This window comes from Simplicispira sp., assembly GCF_028687295.1.
Taxonomy (GTDB): domain Bacteria; phylum Pseudomonadota; class Gammaproteobacteria; order Burkholderiales; family Burkholderiaceae_C; genus Simplicispira; species Simplicispira metamorpha.
Map to the genome: position 1 here is coordinate 1 of NZ_JAQUAL010000035.1, position 24,288 is coordinate 24,288.

At 61.6% G+C, this 24,288-nt stretch carries 18 protein-coding genes, 5 tRNA genes and 1 pseudogene; 18 read left to right on the forward strand and 6 right to left on the reverse strand.

Features of this window, described 5'->3' with window-relative positions:
* Window positions 1-93 (reverse strand): annotated as a pseudogene (locus tag PHX69_RS06025) (presqualene diphosphate synthase HpnD); the annotation flags it as partial.
* Between the two features lie 126 nt (window positions 94-219).
* Here PHX69_RS06025 and PHX69_RS06030 point away from each other — a divergent pair.
* On the forward strand, window positions 220-1,857 hold the full coding sequence (locus tag PHX69_RS06030) for a methyl-accepting chemotaxis protein (protein ID WP_288042820.1): 1,638 nt from the start codon (window positions 220-222) through the stop codon (window positions 1,855-1,857).
* 16 nt (window positions 1,858-1,873) lie between these two features.
* Entirely contained in the window at window positions 1,874-3,490 is a 1,617-nt protein-coding gene (locus PHX69_RS06035; protein ID WP_288042822.1) for a FapA family protein, read from the forward strand.
* A gap of 30 nt (window positions 3,491-3,520) precedes the next feature.
* Here PHX69_RS06035 and hpnC read toward each other — a convergent pair whose 3' ends face one another.
* Entirely contained in the window at window positions 3,521-4,366 is an 846-nt protein-coding gene (gene hpnC / locus PHX69_RS06040; protein WP_288042824.1) for a squalene synthase HpnC, read from the reverse strand.
* Between the two features lie 85 nt (window positions 4,367-4,451).
* On the opposite strand from hpnC, the gene PHX69_RS06045 reads away from it, so the two are divergent.
* The 13 genes from PHX69_RS06045 (at window position 4,452) to PHX69_RS06105 (ending at window position 17,002) form a co-directional block, all read left to right on the forward strand.
* On the forward strand, window positions 4,452-5,660 hold the full coding sequence (locus PHX69_RS06045) for an efflux RND transporter periplasmic adaptor subunit (protein ID WP_288042826.1): 1,209 nt from the start codon (window positions 4,452-4,454) through the stop codon (window positions 5,658-5,660).
* Between the two features lie 7 nt (window positions 5,661-5,667).
* The gene (locus PHX69_RS06050; RefSeq protein ID WP_119012497.1) at window positions 5,668-8,862 is read left to right on the forward strand and encodes an efflux RND transporter permease subunit; all 3,195 of its coding nucleotides are present in this window, start codon (window positions 5,668-5,670) and stop codon (window positions 8,860-8,862) included.
* A gap of 85 nt (window positions 8,863-8,947) precedes the next feature.
* Window positions 8,948-9,034, forward strand: a tRNA-Leu gene (locus PHX69_RS06055).
* Between the two features lie 77 nt (window positions 9,035-9,111).
* Window positions 9,112-10,422: a trigger factor gene (tig, locus tag PHX69_RS06060; protein ID WP_119012496.1), complete on the forward strand. Its 1,311-nt coding sequence runs from the start codon at window positions 9,112-9,114 to the stop codon at window positions 10,420-10,422.
* Between the two features lie 127 nt (window positions 10,423-10,549).
* Complete coding sequence (clpP, locus tag PHX69_RS06065) at window positions 10,550-11,158, forward strand: ATP-dependent Clp endopeptidase proteolytic subunit ClpP (RefSeq protein WP_119012495.1); 609 nt, start codon at window positions 10,550-10,552, stop codon at window positions 11,156-11,158.
* Window positions 11,159-11,260: 102 nt separating this feature from the next.
* Window positions 11,261-12,526 (forward strand): ATP-dependent Clp protease ATP-binding subunit ClpX, encoded by a 1,266-nt coding sequence (gene clpX, locus PHX69_RS06070; RefSeq protein ID WP_119012494.1) that lies wholly within the window; start codon window positions 11,261-11,263, stop codon window positions 12,524-12,526.
* 121 nt (window positions 12,527-12,647) lie between these two features.
* Complete coding sequence (gene lon, locus PHX69_RS06075; RefSeq protein ID WP_288042829.1) at window positions 12,648-15,080, forward strand: endopeptidase La; 2,433 nt, start codon at window positions 12,648-12,650, stop codon at window positions 15,078-15,080.
* An 82-nt stretch (window positions 15,081-15,162) separates the two neighbouring features.
* Window positions 15,163-15,238 (forward strand) — tRNA-Gly (locus tag PHX69_RS06080).
* Window positions 15,239-15,293: 55 nt separating this feature from the next.
* Window positions 15,294-15,367 (forward strand) — tRNA-Cys (locus PHX69_RS06085).
* A gap of 106 nt (window positions 15,368-15,473) precedes the next feature.
* A tRNA-Gly gene (locus tag PHX69_RS06090) sits at window positions 15,474-15,549 on the forward strand.
* A gap of 95 nt (window positions 15,550-15,644) precedes the next feature.
* Window positions 15,645-15,737: transfer RNA gene (locus tag PHX69_RS06095), tRNA-Leu, on the forward strand.
* A 66-nt stretch (window positions 15,738-15,803) separates the two neighbouring features.
* On the forward strand, window positions 15,804-16,436 hold the full coding sequence (locus PHX69_RS06100; RefSeq protein ID WP_119012492.1) for a DUF6806 family protein: 633 nt from the start codon (window positions 15,804-15,806) through the stop codon (window positions 16,434-16,436).
* A 35-nt stretch (window positions 16,437-16,471) separates the two neighbouring features.
* Window positions 16,472-17,002: a M48 metallopeptidase family protein gene (locus PHX69_RS06105; RefSeq protein ID WP_288042830.1), complete on the forward strand. Its 531-nt coding sequence runs from the start codon at window positions 16,472-16,474 to the stop codon at window positions 17,000-17,002.
* A gap of 77 nt (window positions 17,003-17,079) precedes the next feature.
* Here the strand turns inward: PHX69_RS06105 and murI are convergent, their stop codons facing one another.
* Both murI and PHX69_RS06115 read right to left on the reverse strand, forming a co-directional pair.
* A complete protein-coding gene (gene murI / locus PHX69_RS06110) occupies window positions 17,080-17,955 on the reverse strand; it encodes a glutamate racemase (RefSeq protein WP_288042837.1) in 876 nt (291 codons plus the stop codon).
* A gap of 105 nt (window positions 17,956-18,060) precedes the next feature.
* Window positions 18,061-19,617 carry a fumarate hydratase gene (locus PHX69_RS06115; RefSeq protein ID WP_288042832.1) on the reverse strand — a complete coding sequence of 519 codons (1,557 nt, stop codon included), beginning with the start codon at window positions 19,615-19,617 and terminating at the stop codon, window positions 18,061-18,063.
* A gap of 146 nt (window positions 19,618-19,763) precedes the next feature.
* On the opposite strand from PHX69_RS06115, the gene fumC reads away from it, so the two are divergent.
* Complete coding sequence (gene fumC, locus PHX69_RS06120; RefSeq protein WP_119012489.1) at window positions 19,764-21,182, forward strand: class II fumarate hydratase; 1,419 nt, start codon at window positions 19,764-19,766, stop codon at window positions 21,180-21,182.
* A gap of 43 nt (window positions 21,183-21,225) precedes the next feature.
* Here fumC and PHX69_RS06125 read toward each other — a convergent pair whose 3' ends face one another.
* Window positions 21,226-22,038, reverse strand: coding sequence for an alpha/beta fold hydrolase (locus PHX69_RS06125; RefSeq protein WP_288042834.1), 813 nt, complete (start codon window positions 22,036-22,038; stop codon window positions 21,226-21,228).
* A 62-nt stretch (window positions 22,039-22,100) separates the two neighbouring features.
* A complete protein-coding gene (locus PHX69_RS06130) occupies window positions 22,101-23,408 on the reverse strand; it encodes an O-acetylhomoserine aminocarboxypropyltransferase (protein WP_119012537.1) in 1,308 nt (435 codons plus the stop codon).
* A gap of 129 nt (window positions 23,409-23,537) precedes the next feature.
* On the opposite strand from PHX69_RS06130, the gene PHX69_RS06135 reads away from it, so the two are divergent.
* Window positions 23,538-23,993 carry a CBS domain-containing protein gene (locus PHX69_RS06135; protein ID WP_119012536.1) on the forward strand — a complete coding sequence of 152 codons (456 nt, stop codon included), beginning with the start codon at window positions 23,538-23,540 and terminating at the stop codon, window positions 23,991-23,993.
* Window positions 23,994-24,106: 113 nt separating this feature from the next.
* On the forward strand, window positions 24,107-24,288 hold a 182-nt coding region (locus PHX69_RS06140), incomplete at its 3' end, for a chorismate synthase (protein WP_288042835.1).

Consider the following 24,288-nt stretch of genomic DNA (forward strand, 5'->3'; position numbering starts at 1 on the left):
TGCGCGCCGGGGCCGGGGCAGGAACAGAAAGGCGTAATAGAAGCTGCTGCCCGAGGCGGCGGCTTTTTGTTGGACGTACTGTTCCGGATTCATGGGGCGCGATTGTCCCATGGCAGGTGCGCTGCTTCGCGGAACGGGCCATGGCAAATGTGCTTTTCACCCTTTTGTGTCCTGATGTGAGCGCTATGATTCCCGCGTTCGAACAACAAGAGGCCCCCCATGCTGAACAACCTGCGCATCACACAGCGTTTTGTCGTCGTGCTTTTGGCGTATTGGATATCTTTCACGGCAGTGGTGGCGGTCAGTCTCTGGGGGCTGGTGTCGGCCCGTGACAGCCTCAAGACGGTGCACACCGAGGCCATGCACTGGGCGCTGCTGGCCGAAGAAAACATACAAATTCAGTTGCAAACGCGCATGCAGGTGTTGCTGGCCTTTCAGCACGCGCCCGACAGCCCTCTGGCGGCTGTCCATTCCCACCCTACCAGCCTGCACCTGCAAACCATTGCCGATAACCAGGCGCGGGCTGGCGTGCTGAACAAAGAGATCGAAGCCGGCGCAGCCACCGATGCCCGGGCGCAGCAGTTGCTCCAGACCCAGCAGGGCCTGCGCAACGCCTGGCGCGACAAATTGCGCCCCACCCTCGACGCCATCAAGGCAGAAGATTTCAATCCGCAGGTGATGGAACGCTTCCTGGAAGCCAGCCGCACCGAGGGCGAGGCCTTGATCAAGTCCATGGCCGCGTTCCGCGACTACCAGGTTTCGCGCGCTGATGCGGCCTACCAGGACGCCGAGCACCGCTACAACATCGCCCTGCTGGTGTTTGTGCTGACCACGGTGCTGGGCGGTGTTCCGGCCTCGGTGCTGTCGCTGACGCTGCTGTCGCGCCTGCGCTCGGGTTTTCGCCAGGCCGGTGAGGCCACGGCGGCCATTGCCAACAGCGATTTGTCGCAGTCGGTGGTTTGCAGCGGCAGCGATGAAATCGCCTCCCTGCTCGGCCAGGTTGAAGCCATGCGCACCAATCTGCACAACGCCATCGGCCAGGTGCGCGGTGGTGCCGACGCCATTGCCGGTGCGGCCTCCGAGGTGGCCACGGGCACGCAGGATTTGTCCGATCGCACCGAGGCGCAGGCCAGCTCGCTGGAACAGACAGCATCGGCCACCGAGCAGCTCTCGGGCACGGTGCAGCACAACGCCGACAGCGCCAACCAGGCCAACCAGCTGGCCGTGGCCGCCACCGGCGTGGCCGAGCGCGGCGGGGCTGTGGTGGCGCAGGTGGTGGACACCATGGAGGCCATCAATGCTTCCTCGCGCAAGATCGTGGACATCATCAGCGTGATCGACGGCATTGCATTCCAGACCAACATCCTCGCCCTGAACGCTGCCGTCGAGGCCGCGCGCGCGGGTGAGCAGGGCCGGGGCTTTGCCGTGGTGGCCTCTGAGGTGCGCAGCCTGGCCCAGCGCAGTGCCGAAGCGGCCAAAGAGGTGCGTGCCCTCATCACCAACTCCGTGGACAAAGTGGGCGTGGGCAGCCAGCAGGTGGCCCAGGCCGGCGCCACCATGCAGGAGATCGTGACGGGCATCCAGCGCGTGGCTGACATCGTGGGCGAGATCGCCTCGGCCAGCCGTGAGCAGTCTTCTGGCCTGGCGCAGATCAACCAGGCGGTGGCGGACCTGGACGGTGTGACGCAGCAAAACGCCGCACTGGTAGAGCAGACCTCTGCCGCCTCCAGCGCCTTGCAGGAGCAGTCGCGCCAGCTCGCTGGTCTGGCCGCTTCATTTACTTTGCAGTCTGGCAGCAGACCGCAGGCGATAGCCCCGCAGCGCAAGCGCGCCCCCCAGGCGCTGACCCACTCATAAGAAATCAGAGAGACATATGTCCGCAATCCACTTTCCCGGCATTACGTTCAATGAAGCCGATGGCCAGATTTTGCTGGTTTCGCAGCCTGTGCAGGGGCGCGCTGCCATGGACGCTGCCACCTTGCACCAACTGCTGGTGCAAGAAGGCTACGGCGATTGCCGGCTCGATGCCGAGGCCATCGCCAGCGCGGCCGAGATGTGCAATGTGCAGCAGGAGCCTTTTGGTATCCAGCTGGCGCAGCGCCTGGACGCCGAGTACCAGGTTCACACCAGTTCCGATGGCATGACGGCCACGCTCAGCATCATCCCGCCCGTGGGTGGCAAGCCTGCTGCGCCAGAACAGGCCTTGCAGGCCCTGACCCTGGCCGGTGTGGTGTTTGGCATTGACCAGACGGCCGTGTCGCAGGCCTGCCAAAAGGGCAGTTGCAGCCATGTCATCGTGGCCCGGGGGATACATGCCCAGGATGGCGCAGACGCTGTCTTTGAAGACCTGGTGCCGCATACCGTGAACCGCGAGCCCACACTCGACGAGAACGGCCTGATCGACTACCGCGAACGCGGCGCCATCGAGACAGTGCAGCCCGGCGATGCGCTGATGCGGCGCACTCCGGCCACCGCAGGCATTGATGGCCACAGCGTCAAGGGCGGCGTGGTCAAGGCCCAGCCGGGCAAAGACCGGCACTTTGCCGCAGGCCTGAGCGGCGCTGAAGTCTCCAGCGACGACCCCTGCGTGCTGGTGGCCGCCGTCAGCGGGCAGCCGGTGCGGGTCGATTGCGGCGTGACGGTGGAGCCTGTGGTGCGCTTCAAAGAAGTCAACATGGCCACGGGCAACATCCACTTTGATGGCAACGTCCACGTTACGGGCGAGGTGGTGCAGGGCATGAAGGTGGTGGCCAGTGGCGACATCGTGGTCGATGGCATGGTGGACTCGGGCATGCTGGAGGCGGGCGGCAACATCCAGGTAGCGGGCGGGGTGATTGGCCGCTCTGCGCTGCGGGCCGGTGGCTCGGTGACAGTGCGGTTTGCCGAGGGCGTCAAAATCCATGCTGGCACCGTGATTGCCATCAAGGACATGGCCCTGGAGTGCGAGCTTGATTCGCTCAACCAGATCATTGTGGGCGCGGGCTCGCGCCAAAAGGGGCGTTTGATTGGAGGCGTGGCCACGGCAACCATGCTGGTGCGCGTGTCCACCCTGGGCTCGGACAAGGCGGGTGCCACCAAGGTGGTGCTGGGCGTGAACCGGGCGCTGGAAGAGCAGTACGCCGCCTTGCTCAAGCGCATCGACGAAGAAAAAGCCCAGGAGACGCGGCTGGAGCAACTGATCAAGCAACTCAAGGTGGCCGATCCCAAAGGCATTCTGGAGCGGGCCCGGGCCTCGTGGCAGCAGGCGGTGCTGGTGTGGGGCAAGTCCTTGAAAGAGCGCGAGGCGCTGGAAAAAGAGCTGGAGGCCACGCGCGCCGCGCGCCTGGAGGTGGCGGTGGGTACGGCGGGGGCGGTGGAGTTGTCGTTGTGCAAGCTCACGGCCCGCCTGCGCCGCGAGTTTGATCGCGGTGTGTTTGCCCTGGACGCTGGCGGTGATCTGGTGTTCACGGGCACTGATGGCACGCCGCAGCTGCTGGCGCGCCTGGCCTGAGCCTGCCAACAGCGTCTCGCACAGGCGCGTTCACATGCGCAGTGCGCGCGCCAGCATCAGCGGGCCGTCCCAGGCGCGGATACGGGGGCGGGTGTGCAGGCTGGCGCCGCGTGGCGCGTCTATCTTGTCGAGGATGCGCAAACCGCCTTGCACCACCAGGCGCAGCTCCCAGCCAGCGCGCCCGGGCAGGCGGTGTACCAGTTTTGCACCTTTTAGCATGGTAGCCCTTGCCCAGTCTGCGCTGGCAGCTATTAATTCAGTAGTATTTGGCATGCTGTGCAGGGGCAATAAATCGGCGCGCTGCACGCCGTGGGTGGCGCAGTCGGCATCGGGCAGGTAAAAGCGCCCGCGCGGAATATCCACACTCAGGTCTTGCCAGAAGTTGATCAGTTGCAGCGCGGTGCAGATGGCGTCGCTCTCTTGCAGCGCCTCGGGGCTGTTCACGCCGTAGAGGTGCAGCAGCAGCCGCCCGACCGGGTTGGCCGAGCGGCGGCAGTAGTCCAGCAGCTCGGCGCGGTCGGCGTAGCCAGCGGCTGCGGCGGTTTTGCGCACGTCCTGGGCAAAGGCGCTGAGCAGGTCGTCCAGCAGCGGCACGGGCAACTGTGTCTGGCGCAGCACCGGTGCCAGCGGCACAAACACGCTGGCCCAGCGCGCCGAGGGTGCTGTGCCTGCGGCGATGGCGTGCAGGTCGGCACGGTAGGCGGCCAGGTCGGCCAGGCGCTGCGCGGTGCTGGCGTCGCCCTCGTCGGCCAGGTCGTCGGCGGTGCGCGCAAAGGCGTAAATGGCGGCGATGGGCGCGCGCAGGTGCGGCGGGCACAAGAGCGAGGCGACCGGAAAGTTCTCGTAGTGGGTGATGGGGGCGGGCTGGGTGTTCACGGTGTGGATTGTCGCTTGACAGCGCAGGCAGGTATCCTCTAGATTACTAACCAGTCAGTCAGTAATTTTTTCACCGGACTTTTTCATGCGCACTTTGATCGCACCGTGGCCCCGTTGTGGGGTTTTTTTTCTGTGTGCCGCAGCCGGTTGGCTGACCGGCTGTTCGCGGCCCGAGCCGCTGCCCGAGCCAGTGCGTGCAGTCAAACTGCTGACGGTGGGCGTGGGGGCATTGCAGTCGCAGGTGGAGTATGCGGGCGAGGTGCGTGCGCGTGTGGAGTCGCGCCTGGGCTTTCGGGTGGCGGGCAAGATCGTCCAGCGCCAGGCCGAGCTGGGCCAGCGCGTGCGCTCCGGTCAGGTGCTGGCGCAGCTCGATCCGCAGGATTACCAGTTGGCCGCGCAGGCCGCGCAGGCCCAGGTCAGCGCTGCGCAAACCCAGCGTGATCTGGCCGCAGCTGATTTGCAGCGCTATGCCGCCCTGAAAAACCAGAATTTCATCAGCGGCGCCGAGTTGCAGCGCCGCGAGGCCACGCTCCAGGCCGCCCAGGCTGCGCTGGCGCAGGCGCGTGCGCAGTCGTCGGCCCAGGGTAACCAGGCGCAGTACACGCGGCTGCTGGCCGATGTGGCGGGCGTGGTCACCGCCATTGAGGCCGAGCCCGGCCAGGTGGTGGCGGCGGGCACGCCGGTGGTGCGCATTGCCCAGGACGGTGCGCGCGATGTGGTGTTTGCCGTGCCCGAGGACAAAGTGGCGCAGATACAGGTGGGCCAGGCCGTGGGCGTGCGCGCCTGGGCAGGCGGTGCGCCGCTGCAAGGGCGGGTGCGTGAGGTGGCCGCCAGCGCCGATCCGGTGACGCGCACCTTTGCCGTCAAAGTGGGCATAGACGCCGCCACGGCACCCGCGTTGGGGGCCACGGTGTACGTCACGCCGCAGGTGCTCAGCCATGTGGGCATACCGGCCATCACGCTGCCCACCACGGCGCTGCGCCAGCAGGGCCAGGGCACGGCGGTGTGGGTGTACGACCCGGCCACCAGTACCGTGCGCTCGCAGGATGTGCAAATCGCCACGGCCGATGGCAACGCCGCCGTGGTGGCTGCGGGCCTGGCGCCGGGCATGCAGGTGGTGGCCACGGGCGTGCATGTGCTCTCGCCGGGGCAGAAGGTGACGGTATATGAGCAAAAATGGGCTCAAACGCCCGCCAGTGCAGCGCAAGCAGCTCCTGAAAAAGTAGCGCCCAAAGACCTGACCCTTGCGCCTGCTGCGGCCTCTGGTGCCATCCCCGCTGCTTCCCAGCCGTGAGCCGACCATGACGCCAGTGCAACCAAAACCGGGTTTCAACCTTTCCAAATGGGCGCTCGACCATCCGGCCCTGACGCGCTACCTGATGGTGGTGCTCTTGCTGATGGGCGTGGGGGCCTATTTCCAGCTGGGGCAGGATGAAGACCCGCCGTTCACCTTCCGTGCCATGGTGGTGCGTACCTACTGGCCCGGCGCCACTGCGCAGCAGGTGGCCGAGCAGGTCACCGACAAGATCGAACGCACGCTGCAAGAGGTGCCTTACGCCGACAAAATCCGCAGCTATTCCAAGCCGGGCGAGTCGCAAATCATCTTTCAGATCAAAGACTCCTCCAAGGCCAGCGAGGTGGCCAACGTCTGGTATGCCGTGCGCAAAAAGGTGGGCGATATGCGCTACACCTTGCCCCAGGGCGTGCAGGGGCCGTTCTTCAATGACGACTTTGGCGACGTCTACGGCGTCATCTACGCGCTGGAGGCCGACGGCTTCAGCAACGCCGAGCTGAAAAACTTTGCCGACGATGTGCGCCAGCAGCTGCTGCGCGTGCCCGATGTGGCCAAGGTAGAGCTGTTTGGCGTGCAGGACGAGAAGCTGTTTGTCGAAATCTCGCAAAAGCGCCTCGCGCAGCTGGGTCTGGACATGAACCAGGTGCTGGCACAGTTGGGCCAGCAAAACGCGGTCGAAAACGCTGGTGCCGTGCAGACGCCACAAGATGTGGTGCAGGTGCGCGTAGGGGGGCAGTTCAATGCCATTGACGAGCTGCGCGCCATGCCGATTCGCGGTGCCTCGGGGCGCCAGCTGCGCCTGTCGGACATTGCCGAGGTGCAGCGCGGCTATGTGGATCCACCCAACGTCAAGGTGCGCCACCAGGGCCAGGAGGTGATTGCGCTGGGCGTGTCCATGGCCAAGGGCGGTGACATCATTGCCCTGGGCAAGGCGCTGCACGCCACCACCGATCGCATCGCCAAGCAATTGCCCGCCGGTGTGCGGTTGGTCAACGTGCAAGATCAGCCCAAGGCGGTAGCCAGTTCGGTCAATGAGTTTGTCAAAGTGCTGATCGAGGCCGTGGTGATTGTGCTGGCCGTGAGTTTCCTTGCCCTGGGCTTGCACCAGCGCAGCGGCCACCACCCTTGGTACAAGCGCTGGTACATTGACCCCCGACCCGGGCTGGTAGTTGGCATCACCATTCCGCTGGTGCTGGCGGTGACGTTTCTGGCCATGTGGTACTGGGGCATTGGCCTGCACAAAATCTCGCTGGGCTCGCTGATCATCGCCCTGGGCCTGCTGGTGGACGACGCCATCATTGCCGTCGAGATGATGGTGCGCAAGATGGAAGAGGGCTACGACAAGGTGCGCGCCGCCACCTTTGCCTACGAGATCACGGCCATCCCGATGCTGACGGGCACCTTGATCACAGCAGCGGGCTTTTTGCCCATCGGCATCGCCAAATCGGTCACGGGCGAATACACCTTTGCCATCTTTGCCGTGACGGTGATTGCGCTGGTGCTGTCGTGGATTGTGTCGGTGTATTTTGTGCCCTACTTGGGGACGCTGCTGCTCAAAACGCCCGCCCACGTGCAGCTGCTGCCCGCCGGCCCGGGCGTGGCCGATGGCATCACCGCCGACCCGCACGAGGTGTTTGACAGCCCGTTCTACACCGCCTTTCGCCGCGCAGTGCATTGGTGCGTGGAGCACCGCTGGATCACCATCGGCGTGACGGTGCTGATTTTTGCGCTGGGCATTGTCGGCATGGGCCGGGTGCAGCAGCAGTTCTTCCCGGATTCAAGCCGGCCTGAAATTCTGGTGGATGTGTGGTTTCCAGAGGGCACATCGTTTGCGGGCAACGAGGAGGTCACGCGCCGCGTGGAAGCGCGCCTGCGCGCCGAGCCGGGCGTGGCCAGCGTGAGCACCTGGGTGGGTTCGGGCGTGCCGCGTTTTTACCTGCCGCTGGACCAGGTGTTTCCGCAGACCAACGTGTCGCAGTTCATCGTGCTGTCGCAGGATTTGGCGGTGCGCGAGGCGCTGCGCGTCAAGCTGCCTGCGCTGCTGGCCACGGAATTTCCCGAGGTGCGTGGCCGCGTCAAGCTGCTGCCCAACGGGCCACCAGTGCCGTACCCGGTGCAATTTCGCGTGGTGGGCACCGACCCGACTGTGCTGCGTGCGCGGGCCGATGAAGTCAAAGAGGCGCTGCGCGCTGCGCCACAAATGCGCGGCGTGAACGACAACTGGAACGAGTCGGTCAAGGTGCTGCGCCTGGAGATTGACCAGGCCAAGGCGCGTGCGCTGGGCGTGAGCAGCCAGTCGATTGCCCAGGCCTCCAAGGTGATGCAGTCGGGCGCCCAAGTGGGGCAGTACCGCGAGGGCGACAAGCTCATCGACATCGTGCTGCGCCAGCCTGAGCACGAGCGCCGCTTTATCACCGACATTGCCAATGCCTACCTGCCTACGGCCTCGGGCCAGTCCATTCCACTGACGCAGATTGCCAAGCCGGTATTCACCTGGGAGCCGGGGGTGATGTGGCGCGAGAACCGCGATTACGCCATCACGGTGCAAGGCGATGTGGTCGAGGGCCTGCAAGGCGCCACGGTGACGCAGGCGCTGTTGCCGCAACTGCGCCAGATTGAGGCCGCCTGGCATAACGCTGGCCAGAACGCCTACCGCATTGAGGTGGCAGGGGCGGTGGAGGAAAGCTCCAAGGGCTCGTCGTCGATTGCGGCGGGCGTGCCCATCATGCTGTTCATCACCTTCACGCTGCTGATGCTGCAATTGCACAGCTTCAGCCGCGCGATGCTGGTGTTTTTGACCGGCCCGCTGGGCATTGCTGGAGTGGCGGGTGCGCTGCTGCTGCTGAACCGGCCTTTCGGCTTTGTGGCGCTGCTGGGCGTGATTGCACTGATGGGCATGATCCAGCGCAATTCAGTGATTTTGATTGACCAGATTGAGCAAGACCGCGCGCGCGGTGTGCCCGCCTGGGACGCCATCGTTGAGTCGGCAGTGCGCCGCCTGCGCCCCATTGTGTTGACAGCTGCAGCGGCAGTGCTGGCCATGATTCCGCTCTCACGCAGCGTGTTCTGGGGTCCTATGGCCGTGGCCATCATGGGCGGGCTGGTGGTGGCGACGGTACTGACCTTGCTGGCGCTGCCCGCCATGTATGCCGCCTGGTTCCGGGTGCGCCGACCACCACCTGAAGTACCAGGTGGCTGCTAATGGCTCTGCAACAGGTTAAAATCGAAAGTTGACCAGTTTCATGCGGGCGGCAAATTGACCCTTGCCGCCTGTTTGTTTGAAGACTGCGCGGGTGGCGAAATTGGTAGACGCACCAGGTTTAGGTCCTGACGGTAGCAATACTGTGGGGGTTCGAGTCCCCCCCCGCGCACCACCCATGTGAGACCTTGCCGCATACAGCGCCCGCCTCGGGGCAAGCAGGCATGTTTGACTGACAAATTAGGAAGAGCCATGGCCGTTACCGTTGAAACCCTTGAAAAGCTCGAGCGCAAGATCACGCTGAGCCTGCCCCTTTCCGTGATCCAGACCGAGGTTGATTCGCGCCTCAAGCGCTTGGCTCGCACCGTGAAAATGGACGGCTTCCGTCCTGGTAAGGTGCCCATGAATGTGGTGTCGCAGCGCTATGGCTACTCGGTGCAGTACGAAGTGCTGAACGACAAGGTCGGCGAAGCTTTTGCCAGCGCTGCCAACGAAGCCAAGCTGCGGGTGGCAGGCCAGCCGCGCATCACTGAAAAAGAAGGCGCACCTGAAGGTGAAGTCACTTTTGACGCGGTGTTTGAAGTGTTCCCCGAAGTCAAGATCGGTGATCTGAACGAAGCACAAGTTGAAAAACTCACGGCTGAAGTCAACGACAGCGCTATCGACAAGACGGTGGACATCCTGCGCAAGCAGCGCCGCAGCTTTGCCCAGCGTGCCCTTGACGCGCCCGCCCAAGACGGCGACCGTGTCACTGTGGACTTTGAAGGCAAGCTCGATGGCGAGCCCTTCCAGGGCGGCAAAGCAGAAGACTTCCAGTTTTTGGTCGGTGAAGGCCAGATGCTCAAAGAGTTTGAAGATGCTGTGCGTGGCATGAAGTCTGGCGAAAGCAAGACCTTTCCGCTGGCCTTTCCTGAGGACTACCACGGCAAGGATGTGGCTGGCAAGACAGCCGATTTCCTGGTCACGCTGAAGAAAATCGAAGCAGCCCACCTGCCTGAAGTCAACGACGCGTTGGCCAAGTCGCTGGGTATTGCTGATGGCACGGTCGAAGGCCTGCGCGCTGACATCAAGAAAAATCTGGAGCGTGAAGTCAAGTTCCGCTTGATGGCCCGCAACAAGCAAGCGGTCATGGATGCGCTGCTGACCAAGGCCGAACTGGATCTGCCCAATGCCAGCGTGCAAGCCGAAATCGAGCGCCTGCTCGAAGCTGCACGGGCTGACCTGAAGCAGCGAGGCATCAAGGATGCTGACAAGGCCGAGATTCCTGCCGACATTTTCCGTCCACAAGCAGAGCGCCGCGTGCGTCTGGGCTTGGTGGTGGCCGAGTTGGTACGCGCCAACGAGTTGCACGCCAAGCCCGAGCAACTCAAGGCCCACATCGACGAGCTGGCTGCCAGCTACGAGAAGCCTGAAGACGTGGTGCGTTGGTATTTTGGTGACCGCCAGCGTTTGGCTGAAGTTGAGGCGGTGGTCATCGAAAATAACGTGGCCGATTTCGTCCTGGGCAAAGCCCAGGTGACGGACAAGGCAGTCTCGTTTGATGAGCTGATGGGCCAGGGCTGATCCAGTGCGCTGAAGCAGTGCTCCCAGCGCTGGAGCCTGCAAGGTGAATGGCATCCCGGGGGCTTGTGCTTTGGCGCACAAGCCCCAATTCGTTTGTGGGTACAGTACCCGCCTGACAGGAGAAAACATGAGCGCACTGGAAACACAAGGCCTGGGCATGATCCCGATGGTCATCGAGCAGTCGGGCCGCGGCGAGCGGTCTTATGACATTTATTCGCGTCTTCTCAAGGAGCGCGTGATTTTCCTGGTGGGGCCCGTGAACGACCATACCGCCAATTTGGTGGTGGCGCAGTTGTTGTTCCTGGAGAGCGAGAACCCTGATAAGGATATTTCTTTCTACATCAATTCACCCGGTGGTTCGGTCAGTGCAGGCATGGCGATTTTTGACACCATGAATTTCATCAAGCCCGACGTGTCCACTCTGTGTACGGGCATGGCTGCGAGCATGGGCGCTTTCTTGTTGGCCGCTGGCGCCAAGGGCAAGCGCTTTGCATTGCCTAACTCCAAGGTCATGATCCACCAGCCTCTGGGCGGCATGCAGGGCCAAGCTACCGAGATCGAAATCCATGCCCGCGAAATCCTGAAAACCCGTGAGCAACTGAACAAGATACTCGCTGAACGCACTGGCCAGCCACTGGAAAAAATCGAGCGCGATACTGAGCGCGACTATTTTCTGACGGCGCAAGAGGCCAAAGACTACGGTCTGGTCGATCAGGTGATCGACAAGCGCGCCTGAGCGTGCATGCGCACCCTGGACGGCGTTTTTCCCTCAGGGAAAGCGCCGTTTCTATTTGGTTATCATCCCGACAACTTATTCCCGTGACAAGGCATTCTTCCCATGGCCGATAAAAAAGGCTCTTCCAGCGAAAAAACCCTTTACTGCTCTTTCTGTGGCAAAAGCCAGCATGAGGTAAAGAAGCTGATCGCCGGCCCGTCGGTTTTTATCTGCGACGAGTGTATTGATCTGTGCAACGAAGTCATCCGTGACGAATTGCCAGGCACCGAGGCGGGTCGTGATGCGCGCGGCGACCTGCCCACACCGGCTGAGATCAAAGCCAATCTGGATAACTATGTCATTGGCCAGGATATGGCCAAGCGCACTTTGTCGGTGGCCGTTTATAACCACTACAAACGGTTGCGCCATAAAGACAAAGCCCAAAAAGACGATGTGGAACTGGCCAAGAGCAATATCTTGCTGATTGGTCCCACGGGCTCCGGCAAGACACTGCTGGCGCAAACCCTGGCGCGCATGCTGGACGTGCCTTTCGTCATGGCCGATGCCACCACACTGACCGAAGCGGGCTATGTAGGTGAAGACGTAGAAAACATCGTCGCCAAGTTGCTGCAAAGCTGCAATTACGAGGTCGAGCGCGCGCAGCGCGGCATTGTCTATATCGATGAGATCGACAAGATTTCACGCAAGGCAGACAACCCATCCATTACCCGCGATGTGTCCGGCGAAGGTGTGCAGCAGGCGCTGCTCAAACTGATTGAAGGCACCATGGCCAGCGTGCCTCCGCAAGGTGGGCGCAAGCATCCTAACCAGGACTTCTTGCAGATTGACACCACCAACATCCTGTTCATTTGTGGTGGTGCGTTTGCCGGATTGGAAAAGGTCATTGAAAATCGTACGGAAGCTTCTGGTATTGGTTTTGGCGCAGCAGTCAAGAGCAAGCAGCAGCGTTCGTTGTCTGACGTTTTCTCGGAAATCGAACCTGAAGATTTGATCAAATTTGGTCTGATCCCGGAGTTGGTGGGGCGCATGCCTGTGGTGACTGCGTTGACTGAATTGAGCGAAGACGCCTTGGTGCAGATTCTGACGGAGCCAAAAAACGCCTTGGTCAAGCAATACAGCAAATTGCTGGCCATGGAGGGCGCAGAGCTCGAAATTCGTCCTGCCGCTTTGAAAGCGATTGCCCGCAAGGCACTGGCACGCAAAACGGGAGCACGTGGATTGCGCTCTATTCTGGAGCAGGCACTGATTGGCACGATGTTCGATTTGCCCACCTCCAGCAACGTCGAAAAGGTGGTGGTGGACGAGTCCACTATTGAAGAAAACAAGTCTCCGTTGCTGGTTTACCGCGAAGCAGTCAAGCAGGCTTGATAGTCCTGTTGTGGACGTTGTGCCTCTCTTGTTAATCAACCCTTACGCCAGTACAGACGTGCTGGCAGGTTGAAAATTCCTGTCTGCGGACCATATTCCATCCAGTTTCATGAGGCTTTCCATGTCCGGACATACTCCCTTACCCGCCACGCCTATCGAGTTGCCGCTGTTGCCGCTGCGCGATGTGGTTGTGTTTCCCCATATGGTCATTCCCCTGTTTGTGGGGCGGCCCAAGAGCATCAAGGCCCTTGAGTTGGCCATGGAGGCTGATCGCCGGATTATGCTGGTGGCCCAGAAAGCTGCAGCCAAGGACGAGCCTTCGATTGCGGACATGTTTGATGTGGGCTGCGTCTCTACCATCTTGCAAATGCTCAAGCTTCCGGATGGCACCGTCAAGGTGCTAGTGGAGGGGCAGCAGCGTGCTTTGGTGCAGTCAATTGAAGATGTGCAGACGCATTTTGTGGCCACGACGGTTCCGGTAGAGCCAGAACAGGCAGATAACAAGCCCAGCGAGATTGAGGCTTTGCGTCGCGCTGTCATGCAGCAGTTTGACCAATACGTCAAACTGAACAAGAAGATTCCCCCGGAAATTCTCACTTCCATTTCCAGCATTGATGATCCGGGGCGATTGGTCGACACGATTGCTGCGCATCTGCCGCTCAAGCTGGAAAACAAACAGGCTGTCCTGGATCTGTCGGATGTGAAGCTGCGGCTGGAGAATCTGTTTGACCAGCTTGACAGGGAAGTGGATATCCTGAACGTAGATAAAAAAATCCGTGGGCGTGTCAAACGCCAAATGGAAAAAAATCAGCGCGACTTCTACCTTAACGAACAAGTCAAAGCTATCCAGAAAGAGCTGGGAGAAGGTGAGGAAGGCGCCGACATTGAGGAAATAGAGCAAAAGATCAAGCTCGCGAGAATGCCCGTCGATGCGCGCAAAAAGGCAGAGAGTGAGCTGAAGAAGCTCAAACTCATGTCCCCTATGTCAGCAGAAGCAACTGTGGTGCGCAACTATATTGATGTGCTGGTCGGGTTGCCTTGGAGCAAAAAAACCAAAATCAAGCATGATCTGGGCAATGCCGAAGTGGTACTCAATGAAGACCACTATGGTTTGGACAAAGTCAAAGACCGTATTCTGGAATATCTTGCTGTGCAACAGCGCGTGGACAAGGTGAAGGCGCCTATTTTGTGCCTTGTCGGTCCACCAGGGGTGGGTAAAACCTCTCTTGGACAGTCGATTGCCAAGGCTACGGGGCGTAAGTACGTCCGTATGGCCTTGGGTGGTATGCGTGATGAGGCGGAGATCCGTGGCCACCGCCGTACTTATATTGGCGCTATGCCAGGCAAGGTATTGCAAAGCCTGACAAAAGCAGGTGCGCGTAACCCGTTGTTCTTGTTGGATGAGATCGATAAGTTGGGTACAGACTTCCGGGGTGACCCATCCAGTGCTTTGCTGGAGGTTCTGGACCCGGAGCAGAACCACAAGTTTGGCGACCATTACGTGGAGGTCGATTTTGATCTCAGTGACGTGATGTTTGTGGCAACTTCCAACTCCATGAACATACCACCTGCGCTTCTGGATCGCATGGAGGTTATTCGTTTGTCGGGCTATACCGAAGACGAAAAGACCAGTATCGCGATGAAGTATCTGCTGCCCAAGCAGTTCAAGAACAATGGTGTGAAGTCTGAAGAGCTTGACATTACCGAATCGGCAGTGCGCGATGTGGTGCGCTATTACACCCGTGAGGCTGGCGTTCGTTCGTTGGAGCGTGAGCTTTCCAAAATCTGCCGCAAGGTGGTCAAGGGCTTGCAACTGAAAAAGCTGGAGCCGCAGGTCGTGGTGACAGCCGACAGCCTGCCGGATTATCTGGGTGTGCGCAAGTACACCTATGGCCGTGCTGAGTTGCAAAATCAGATCGGTCAGGTCGTTGGCTTGGCCTGGACGGAAGTGGGCGGTGATTTGCTCACGATCGAAGCTGCCACCATGCCTGGCAAAGGCGTCATTACCCGCACAGGTTCGCTGGGTGACGTGATGAAAGAATCGGTGGAAACTGCGCGCACTGTGGTGCGCAGCCGCGCGCGTGCGTTGGGCATCAAGAACGAAGACTTTGAAAAGAAAGATGTTCACATCCATGTGCCAGACGGTGCGACGCCCAAGGATGGGCCCAGTGCGGGTGCAGCTATGGTTACGGCTTTCGTTTCGGCGCTGACAGGTATCGCTGTGCGTGGCGATGTGGCCATGACCGGCGAAATCACCCTGCGCGGGGAAGTCACTGCTATTGGCGGGCTCAAGGAGAAGCTGCTGGCCGCATTGCGCGGTGGCATCAAGACAGTGTTGATTCCGGAAGAGAACGTCAAAGATCTGCAAGAGATACCGGATAACGTGAAAAGTGGTCTCAACATCGTTCCCGTTAAGTGGATCGACAAAGTTTTGGACATCGCCTTGGAGCGCAAGCCTGTGCCTTTGACCGCTGAAGAGGCGGCTGTGGTGGTGGTGTCTGCGGCAGTGGAGAAGGTGGAAGCCCCGCTTCTTCCAGATTCCATCAAACACTGAAGTTTTTTCTGAAAAGTGCCAAAAATTGCGTTACAATAACGTCATCGCAGCAAATGTAGTACAATACAAAGCTTCGGTAAATGCGGGAATAGCTCAGTTGGTAGAGCGCAACCTTGCCAAGGTTGAGGTCGAGAGTTCGAGACTCTTTTCCCGCTCCAAATTTTGAAAAGGGGAGCAAATGCTTCCCTTTTCTCATGAAGAATGGTTTTCTCTGGCGCGGTAGCAAAGCGGTTATGCCCCGGATTGCAAATCCGGTTAGCCCGGTTCGACTCCGGGCCGCGCCTCCAGAATGTAAGCTCTTAAAATTTGGCAAAAATAAAAACCAGCAGTAAAATCTGGCATAATAAAAAAATTGCGAAATTGCTGATACTTAAAGTCAGTAAAAATTAAAACGCGGGAATAGCTCAGTTGGTAGAGCGCAACCTTGCCAAGGTTGAGGTCGAGAGTTCGAGACTCTTTTCCCGCTCCATTTATAAAAGGGAAGCTTAAGCTTCCCTTTTTCTTTGGGGTGACGCAGATTCAGGTCTGCCACTAAGACAGTTGCGATGCCCTTGGTTCTCGAGGGCCCCGATGGTGAAATTGGTAGACACTGCGGACTTAAAATCCGCCGCTTTCCTGAAAAGGAGCGTGCCGGTTCGACCCCGGCTCGGGGCACCACAGACGCATTTCACACGGCAGCAAACTACATAAGGCGGCTTTCGCTCCCGGGGCTGCGATTCAATCATGTCAAATTACAACGCTCCTTTTGAGATTCATGTGCATGGTGAGGTGTTGCTGCGCCCTGATGCACGGTATGAGCAATTGCAAGAGGCGCTCAAGCCCCTGTGGACGTATGCAGGTGCGCGCTCGCTGGCCGATGGTGCTGCCAGTGCCTATGAAGAAGAGCCAGGCATCAAGTTCGACGCCAAAGAGCATGTGCTGAGAATGTGCTGGACGGTGCGCGGTGACGATGATTTCCGCCAGTCCTTGGATGAAATGTGCATGAGCCTCAATGAGCTGTCCGAACAAGGCGCAGCCATTGAAGTCACGTTCTACGATGCCCAGTTTGATGAAGACGAAGAAGACAGCGATGCCGAATCGCGCGATGACTTCGTCATGCTCTTTGTCGGGCCCACGCCGGCCGCCATCATGCAAGTGCAGCGCGATTTGCTGGTGCAAGACGTGGTGAACATGATGGAGCGCCACTTTGATGGCTCCGAGCTGGGTGGCGTTGTCTCCGAAATCGACAAGTTGTTTACCCAGCGTTTTGATGCCCTCGTCAACTCGCTGGAGATCGGCAAGCCGCCGCGTGGCCCTGGTGGCTCGGGTGGCGGCCACGGCGGTGGCGGTGGGCGCCGTCCGCGCCATCTGCACTGACCTTGGGCGGGCCGTACTCCAGGCCCGCAAGCACCATGCACAGTGATTTGCCCTATCTGCAAGCCTACCCCGGTACGGTGCAGGATCAGGTGCGCAGCCTGATGGGGCAGGGCAAGGCGGCGCTGGCCACGCTGTTGCAGCGCAAATACCCCCAGGCACACAGCGTGCGCACCGACAAAGCGCTGTACCAATACACCACCGCGTTGAAAACCAGCCACCTGCGCAACGCCGATGCGGTCAACAAGGTGGTGTTTGACAGCAAAATCCACGTCGTGCGCCATGCGCTGGGGCTGCATACCACGGTGTCGCGCGTACAGGGCAACCGTTTGGCGGCCAAGCACGAAATCCGCATTGCCGCGCTGTTCAAGCAGGCGCCCGAGGCATTTTTGCGCATGATCGTCGTCCATGAACTGGCCCATCTGCGCGAGCGTGAGCACAACAAAGCCTTCTACCAGCTTTGTGAGTACATGGAGCCCGCTTACCACCAGTACGAGTTTGACCTGCGCCTGTACCTGACCCATCTGGAGCACTCGGGTGAGCGTTTGTGGGATGCTCAGGAGCTATGATTTTTGTAGCTCGTGGCGCCCATTGCACGGGTGTTTGAGGCCGATTTGACCTCAAATTGAGAGGTGCAGCACGGGTGTCATGTGGTGGGCAAATCTACCGTGCCACAGCACTGTGCAGGCAACTGCAGCCAGCGCGCAGCGGCCGTTTGCAGGGATACAAGCGGCCCCGTGGTCAGCAGTTGAATGCGCTCATCGTTGGGCATGGTCGGGGCTGGACTGGAGGCCGGGCTGAGGTTGCCACTGGCTTGCAGCAGGCGCCGCGTGTGCCGCGCCACAGGTTCGCCCGTGGCGATCAACTGCACCTGTGGGCCCAGCAGGTTGCGCAATGTGTCTTGTGCAAACACGTAGTGCGTGCAGCCCAGAACCAGCGTGTCTATCTCACCTGGTTCAGTGCCAAAACGGCCCATAGCTCCCGTGTAGCGTGCGCACAGTGCTCTTATTTCTGTAGCGTTTGAGGGCGCCTCGGTTGGGAGGCTGGCCGTGCTGCATTCAATGGCGTGGGCCAGCCCGTCGCAGGGTTGCACGATGAATTCAGCCTGGTCTTGCAGCGACGCCAGCAGCCTGCCAAATTTGGCGCTGCCCAGCGTGCCCCGGGTACCTATCACGCCAATGCGACCGGTGCGGCTGTGCGCTATGGCTGGCTTCAGTGCGGGCTCGACGCCGATGGTCGGCATATCCGGGTAGCGCGATCGCAGCTCGTGGATGGCCGCCGCCGTGGCCGTGTTGCAGGCCACCACCAGGGCCTTGATGTGGTGCTGCGTGTGCAGAAACTGCGCAATGGCATGCGTGCGTGCGGCCACAAAAACATCGCCGCGCTCGCCGTAGGGTGCGTAGGCCGTATCGGCCAGGTAGACAAAGCGCTCGTGCGGCAACTCGGCACGCAGCGCTTGCAACACGCTCAGCCCGCCCACGCCGCTGTCAAAAACACCAATCGGAGACGAGGCAGGCTGCATGGCAAAAGGCGACAGGAAAGTCAAAAAAGCATTTAAAAATCGGCATGGGCCCGAAAAAACCGCCCGAAGGCGGTTTCTGACAGGACCTTGGCCAATGCGCTGGCGTTAGGCCGCAGCCACTTCAATGCCCTTGAACTCGCCCGAGGCGATGCGCTTTTGCCATTCTGCGGGGCCGGTGATGTGGGCGCTGGTGCCGCCTGCGTCCACGGCCACGGTGACGGGCATGTCCACCACGTCAAATTCGTAGATGGCTTCCATACCCAGGTCTTCAAAGCCCACCACCTTGGCGGTTTTGATGGCCTTGGACACCAGGTAGGCGGCGCCGCCCACCGCCATCAGGTAGGCCGATTGGTGCTTTTTGATGCTCTCGATGGCCACCGGGCCGCGCTCGGCTTTGCCAACCATGGCAATCAGGCCGGTTTGCGCCAGCATCATGTCGGTGAAGCCGTCCATGCGGGTGGCGGTGGTGGGGCCTGCGGGGCCGACGGCCTCGCCCTTGACCGGATCGACCGGGCCGACGTAGTAAATCACGCGGTTGGTGAAATCGACGGGCAGCTTCTCGCCCTTGGCCAGCATGTCCTGGATGCGCTTGTGCGCGGCATCGCGCCCCGTGAGCATCTTGCCGTTGAGCAGCAGGGTGTCGCCGGGCTTCCAGCTGGCCACTTCTTCCTTGGTGAGCGTGTCGAGGTTGACCTTTTTGCTCTTGTTGTAGTCGGGTTCCCAGTCAATCTTGGGCCACAGGTCGAGGCTGGGGGGCGTGAGGTAGACGGGGCCGGAGCCGTCCATGACAAAGTGCGCGTGGCGCGTGGCAGCGCAGTTGGGGATCATGGCCACGGGCTTGCTGGCGGCGTGCGTGGGGTACATCTTGATCTTGATGTCCAGCACGGTGGTCAGGCCGCCCAGGCCTTGGGCACCAATGCCGAGGGCGTTGACTTTGTCAAACAGCTCCAGGCGCAGTTTTTCCACGTCATCGAGCGCGGCGCCGCTGGCGGCCTTGGCTTGCAGCTCGTACATGTCCAGGTCGTCCATCAGGCTTTCCTTGGCCATGAGCACGGCTTTTTCTGCGGTGCCGCCAATGCCGATGCCCAGCATGCCGGGTGGGCACCAGCCAGCGCCCATGGTGGGCACGGTTTTCAGCACCCAGTCCACCAGGTTGTCGCTGGGGTTCATCATGACCATCTTGGACTTGTTTTCCGAGCCGCCGCCCTTGGCTGCCACGGTGATGTCCACTTTATTGCCGGGCACGATCTCGGTAAAGATCACGGCGGGCGTGTTGTCTTTGGTGTTCTTGCGGGCAAACAGCGGATCGGCCACCACGCTGGCGCGCAGGGTGTTGTCGGGGTGGTTGTAGCCACGGCGCACGCCTTCGTTGATGGCGTCGTCCAGGCTGCCGGTAAAGCCTTCCCAGCGCACGTCCATGCCCACTTTCAGAAACACGTTGACGATGCCGGTGTCCTGGCAAATGGGGCGCTGGCCGGTGGCGCTCATTTTGCTGTTGGTCAGGATTTGCGCCATGGCATCTTTGGCCGCGGGGCTTTGTTCGCGCTCGTAGGCGCGGGCCAGGTGCGCGATGTAATCGGTGGGGTGGTAGTAGCTGATGTATTGCAGCGCGGCGGCAACGGAGTCGATCAGGTCTTGCTGGCGGATGGTCGTCGTGGTCATGGCGGGGGTGGGTCTTCCAGTGTTCTCGAAGGCTGCGATTATCTCCCGCACGGCTTGCGCCTTGCTGTCAGGGGGAGACTGCCGGGGGTATGCTGTGGCCACCTTCGCGGCCAGCGTGTTGCGGGCCGAAGGCAGGAGATGTGCCAATGACCGCCTTTTCTTCTTCCCGCGCCAGCACCGCTGCCATGCGTACCGAGCGCGATTCCATGGGCACCATTGCGGTGCCCGCCGACCGGCTCTGGGGGGCGCAAACCCAGCGTGCGCTGGGGCATTTTGCGATCTCGGGCGAGCGCATGGCGCCCGAGCTGTTGCGCGCGCTGGCGCAGGTCAAGCGCGCCTGCGCCTACGTCAACCACGCCCAGGGCACGCTGGAGACGGGCAAGGCCACCGTCATCATCGGGGCTGCCGATGAAATCATCAACGGCCAGCACCTGGAGGAGTTTCCGCTGGTCATCTGGCAGACCGGCTCGGGCACGCAAACCCACATGAACATGAACGAGGTGTTGGCCAACCGCGCCAGCGAGCTGCTGGACGGGCCGCGTGGCCAGCAGCGCCTGGTGCATGCCAACGACGATGTGAACCAGAGCCAGTCGAGCAACGATGTGTTCCCGACGGCCATGCACATCGCGGCAGTCGATGCGCTGACGCGGCAGTTGTTGCCCGCCTTGCATGCGCTGCGGGCCACGCTGGCGGGCAAGGCCCAGGCGTTTGATGGCATCGTCAAAATGGGGCGTACCCATTTGCAGGACGCCACGCCGCTGACGCTGGGACAAGAGGTTTCCGGCTGGGTGGCGCAGCTGCGCCATGGCGAGCAGCATGTGCGCGCCGCCTTGCCGCATCTGTGTGAGCTGGCGCTGGGCGGCACCGCCGTGGGCACGGGCTTGAACGCACCAGCGGGCTTTGCCCAGGCCGTGGCGCAAGAGCTGGCCGACCTGACCGGGCTGCCCCTGGTCACGGCGCCCAGCAAGTTCGAGGCCCTGGCCAGTTGCGATGCGCTGGTACACGCCCACGGCGCCCTCAAGGGGCTGGCCGCCAGCCTGATGAAGATTGCCAACGATGTGCGCTGGCTGGCCAGCGGGCCGCGCAGCGGTCTGGGCGAAATCACCATTCCGGAGAACGAACCCGGCTCGTCCATCATGCCCGGCAAGGTCAACCCCACGCAGTGCGAGGCGCTGACCATGCTGTGCTGCCAGGTGATGGGCAACGACGTGGCCATCAACATCGGCGGTGCATCGGGCAACTTTGAGCTGAACGTGTACCGGCCCATGGTGATTCACAATTTTCTGCAAAGCGTGCGCCTGCTGGCCGATGGCATGCGCAGCTTCAACGACCACTGCGCCGTGGGCATAGAGCCCCAGCGCGAACGCATCGCTGAGCTGGTAGCGCGCTCGCTGATGCTGGTGACGGCGCTGAACCCGCACATTGGCTACGACAAGGCCGCGCAGATTGCCAAAAAGGCCCACGCCGAAGGCACCAGCCTGCGCGAAGCGGCCATTGCCTCGGGCCATGTCAGCGCCGAGCAGTTTGATGCCTGGGTGGATGCCGCGCGCATGACGGGCGCATAGGCGCCAGAGCCGCCCCGGTGCGCGCTGGCTGCCTCAGGCGGCCTCAAGCCGTGGCCAGAAAATCCCGCAGCGCCATCAGCGTCTCGTCGGGCGCTTCGCTCATCTGGTTGTGGCCCGAGGGCAGGCTCACCACCTGCACGCGCTGGCCTGTGCTGCGTGCCGTGGCGATCAGGCCCTGCGCAGCCTTGGGCGGCGTCATCTGGTCTGCCGCGCCCAGCGCAAACAGCACCGGGCAGGTAATGCGCGCCATGGCTTGTTCGCCGTTGGCGTAGCTGTCGCAGGCCACAAAGCCCCGGTGGAACACGTTGACCTGCGGGTTGCTGCGCAGCACGCGCCGGCCCAGCGCCAGCCCGGCGCCATACACCCAAAAGCCTGCGCCCGAGGGCGGTGCCAGCGTGTTGCGCGAGAACACGTTGACCATGCGCAGCGCCTTCTCGGGCGTGTTCAGCGCGGCCTCGATGAGTGCGGGCGACACCTTCATCGGGTAGGCCGTGCCCACCAGCGCCAGGTGGCTGATGCGCTCTTGCAGACGGGCGGCGGCCTCCAGCGCAATCAGCGAGCCCCAGCTGTGGCCCACCAGTGCGGCGCGCTGCACGCCCGCTGCGTCCAGCAAGGCGGCGATGAAGTCGGCGGCGGCCTCGACGCTGGCCGGTGCCTCGCCGCCGCTGCGGCAGTGGCCAGGCAGGTCGATGGCCAGCACGTTCCAGCCGTGGTGGGCCAGGTAGCGGCTTTGCAGAGCCCAGACGCTGTGGTCGCCCAGCACACCGTGGATCAGCACCACCGTGGGGCGCGTGGCATCGAAAGGCTTGCCGCCGGTGTAGGCGTAGATGTTGGCGTCGTTGACTTTAAAAAACATAGCTGTATCCGCAAGGTGGGTAAGCGCTAGAGGCTGTTTTGATACAAATTTTTGGCACGGGCTCAGGCCGCTTTTTCTGCCGCTTTCAGCGCGCGTTTGAGGTCGTCGATCAGGTCGTCGGCATCTTCCAGGCCAATCGACAGGCGGATCGTGCCTTGCGAGATGCCAGCGCCTGCCAGCGCCTCGTCGCTCATGCGAAAGTGCGTGGTGCTGGCCGGGTGGATGACCAGGCTGCGGCAGTCGCCCACGTTGGCCAGGTGGCTGAAGACTTTCAGCGTTTCGATGAACTTCTTGCCCTGCTCACGGTGGCCCTTCAGGTCAAAGCTGAACACCGAGCCTGCGCCGCGCGGGAGCAGTTTTTGCGCCAGCTGGTGGCTGGGGTGCGATTCGAGCATGGGGTGGCCCACGCGCGAGACAAACGGCTGGCTGGCCAGAAACTCCACCACCTTCTGCGTATTGCGCATGTGGCGTTCCATGCGCAGCGGCAGGGTTTCGATGCCTTGCAGGATCAGCCAGGCCGTGTGCGGGCTCATGCAGGCGCCAAAGTCGCGCAGGCCCTCGCGCCGGGCGCGCAGCAAGAAGGCTCCCACCGTGCTTTCTTCGGCAAACACCATGTGGTGAAAGCCGTCGTAAGGCGCGGTCAGTTCGGCAAATTTGCCTGCGGCCTGCGGGCCTGCCCAGTCAAAACTGCCGCCATCGACCACGATGCCGCCAATCACCGTGCCGTGGCCCGACAAAAACTTGGTGGCCGAGTGGTAGACCAGATCGGCACCGAGTTCGAGCGGCTTCATCAGCCAGGGCGAGGTCAGTGTGGAGTCCACCAGCAGCGGCACCCCGGCCTCGTGGGCGATGGCCGATACGGTGGGAATGTCCAGCACATCCAGGCCGGGGTTGCCCACCGTCTCGCCAAAGAACAGTTTGGTATTGGGCCGCACGGCAGCGCGCCAGCCGTCGATGTCGCCGGGTTGGACGAAAGTGGTGTCAATGCCGAAACGGCGCAGCGTGTAGTGCAGCAGGTTTTGCGATCCGCCATACAGCGCCGTGCTGGCCACGATGTGGCTGCCCGCGCCCATCAGCGTGCAGATGGCCAGGTGCAGCGCCGCCTGGCCACTGGCCACGGCAATGGCGCCCACGCCGCCTTCCAGGGCCGAGACGCGCTGCTCCAGCACCGCGTTGGTGGGGTTGCTGATGCGGCTGTAGACGTGGCCGGGTCGCTCCAGGTTGAACAGCGAGGCAGCGTGGTCGCTCGATTCAAAGACGAACGAGGTGGTCAGGTGGATGGGCACGGCGCGCGCGCCGGTGGTGGGGTCGGGGGTGGCGCCTGCGTGCAGGGCCAGCGTGTCAAAGCCGGGGTCGGCGTAGCCGGGCATGGGTGTCTCCAAGGTGTAAGAACGTGTTCTCAATGCGAACGAAAATGCGCTGGCATTGTGGGCTATATTTCAACGCCATTGACACCACATACCCCCTCGGCCACTGCCGCAGCCACCACGGAGCACCACATGAAAGTCAGCGATATCCTGCGCGTCAAGGGCAGCACCCTTTACACCGCCCACCCGGATGAGCCATTGGCACAAGCCGTCAACGTGATGGCTGAAAAGGATATTGGTTCGCTGGTCATCATGGAGCATGGTGATCTGGTGGGCATGCTCACCTTCCGCGAGGTCATCCAGGCGGTGGTCAAAAACGGCGGCAGCGTGGGCACCATGCTGGTGCGCACCGCCATGGACGACCACCCGCTCACCTGCACCACCGAGACCGACATGGACGAGGTGCGCCGCATGATGCTCGACCGCCACGCCCGCTACATGCCCGTGATGGACAAGCGCATGCTCATGGGCGTGATCAGCTTCTACGACGTGGCCAAGGCCGTGGTGGACAGCCAGAATTTTGAGAACCAGATGCTCAAGGCCTACATCCGCGACTGGCCCGCTGAGGACGAAACGCCCGCCGCCTGATGCCAGGGCCTGCACCGCCAGGCCCTGAAATAATAGGTAAATTGGCCTCCAAGGCTTACAGGGTCTGCGCGAGCAGCTATAAAAATGATAGTTTTTTGGAATGATGACGCGCCATGAGCGGCAACACCTTCGGCACCCTTTTTACCGTCACCAACTTTGGTGAATCCCACGGCCCGGCCATTGGCTGCGTGATCGATGGCTGCCCGCCCGGCATGGCCTTGAGCGAGGCCGACATCCAGCACGACCTTGACCGGCGCCGCCCCGGCACCAGCCGCCACGTCACGCAGCGCAACGA

Excerpts from the sequence above, each read along its gene's own strand:
- PHX69_RS06030 (WP_288042820.1), top strand. The coding sequence starts at position 220 with ATGCTGAACAACCTGCGCATCACACAGCGTTTTGTCGTCGTGCTTTTG.
- PHX69_RS06035 (WP_288042822.1), top strand. The coding sequence starts at position 1,874 with ATGTCCGCAATCCACTTTCCCGGCATTACGTTCAATGAAGCCGATGGC.
- PHX69_RS06045 (WP_288042826.1), top strand. The coding sequence starts at position 4,452 with ATGCGCACTTTGATCGCACCGTGGCCCCGTTGTGGGGTTTTTTTTCTG.
- PHX69_RS06050 (WP_119012497.1), top strand. The coding sequence starts at position 5,668 with ATGACGCCAGTGCAACCAAAACCGGGTTTCAACCTTTCCAAATGGGCG.
- tig (WP_119012496.1), top strand. The coding sequence starts at position 9,112 with ATGGCCGTTACCGTTGAAACCCTTGAAAAGCTCGAGCGCAAGATCACG.
- clpP (WP_119012495.1), top strand. The coding sequence starts at position 10,550 with ATGAGCGCACTGGAAACACAAGGCCTGGGCATGATCCCGATGGTCATC.
- clpX (WP_119012494.1), top strand. The coding sequence starts at position 11,261 with ATGGCCGATAAAAAAGGCTCTTCCAGCGAAAAAACCCTTTACTGCTCT.
- lon (WP_288042829.1), top strand. The coding sequence starts at position 12,648 with ATGTCCGGACATACTCCCTTACCCGCCACGCCTATCGAGTTGCCGCTG.
- PHX69_RS06100 (WP_119012492.1), top strand. The coding sequence starts at position 15,804 with ATGTCAAATTACAACGCTCCTTTTGAGATTCATGTGCATGGTGAGGTG.
- PHX69_RS06105 (WP_288042830.1), top strand. The coding sequence starts at position 16,472 with ATGCACAGTGATTTGCCCTATCTGCAAGCCTACCCCGGTACGGTGCAG.
- murI (WP_288042837.1), bottom strand. The coding sequence starts at position 17,955 with ATGCAGCCTGCCTCGTCTCCGATTGGTGTTTTTGACAGCGGCGTGGGC.
- PHX69_RS06115 (WP_288042832.1), bottom strand. The coding sequence starts at position 19,617 with ATGACCACGACGACCATCCGCCAGCAAGACCTGATCGACTCCGTTGCC.
- fumC (WP_119012489.1), top strand. The coding sequence starts at position 19,764 with ATGACCGCCTTTTCTTCTTCCCGCGCCAGCACCGCTGCCATGCGTACC.
- PHX69_RS06125 (WP_288042834.1), bottom strand. The coding sequence starts at position 22,038 with ATGTTTTTTAAAGTCAACGACGCCAACATCTACGCCTACACCGGCGGC.
- PHX69_RS06130 (WP_119012537.1), bottom strand. The coding sequence starts at position 23,408 with ATGCCCGGCTACGCCGACCCCGGCTTTGACACGCTGGCCCTGCACGCA.
- PHX69_RS06135 (WP_119012536.1), top strand. The coding sequence starts at position 23,538 with ATGAAAGTCAGCGATATCCTGCGCGTCAAGGGCAGCACCCTTTACACC.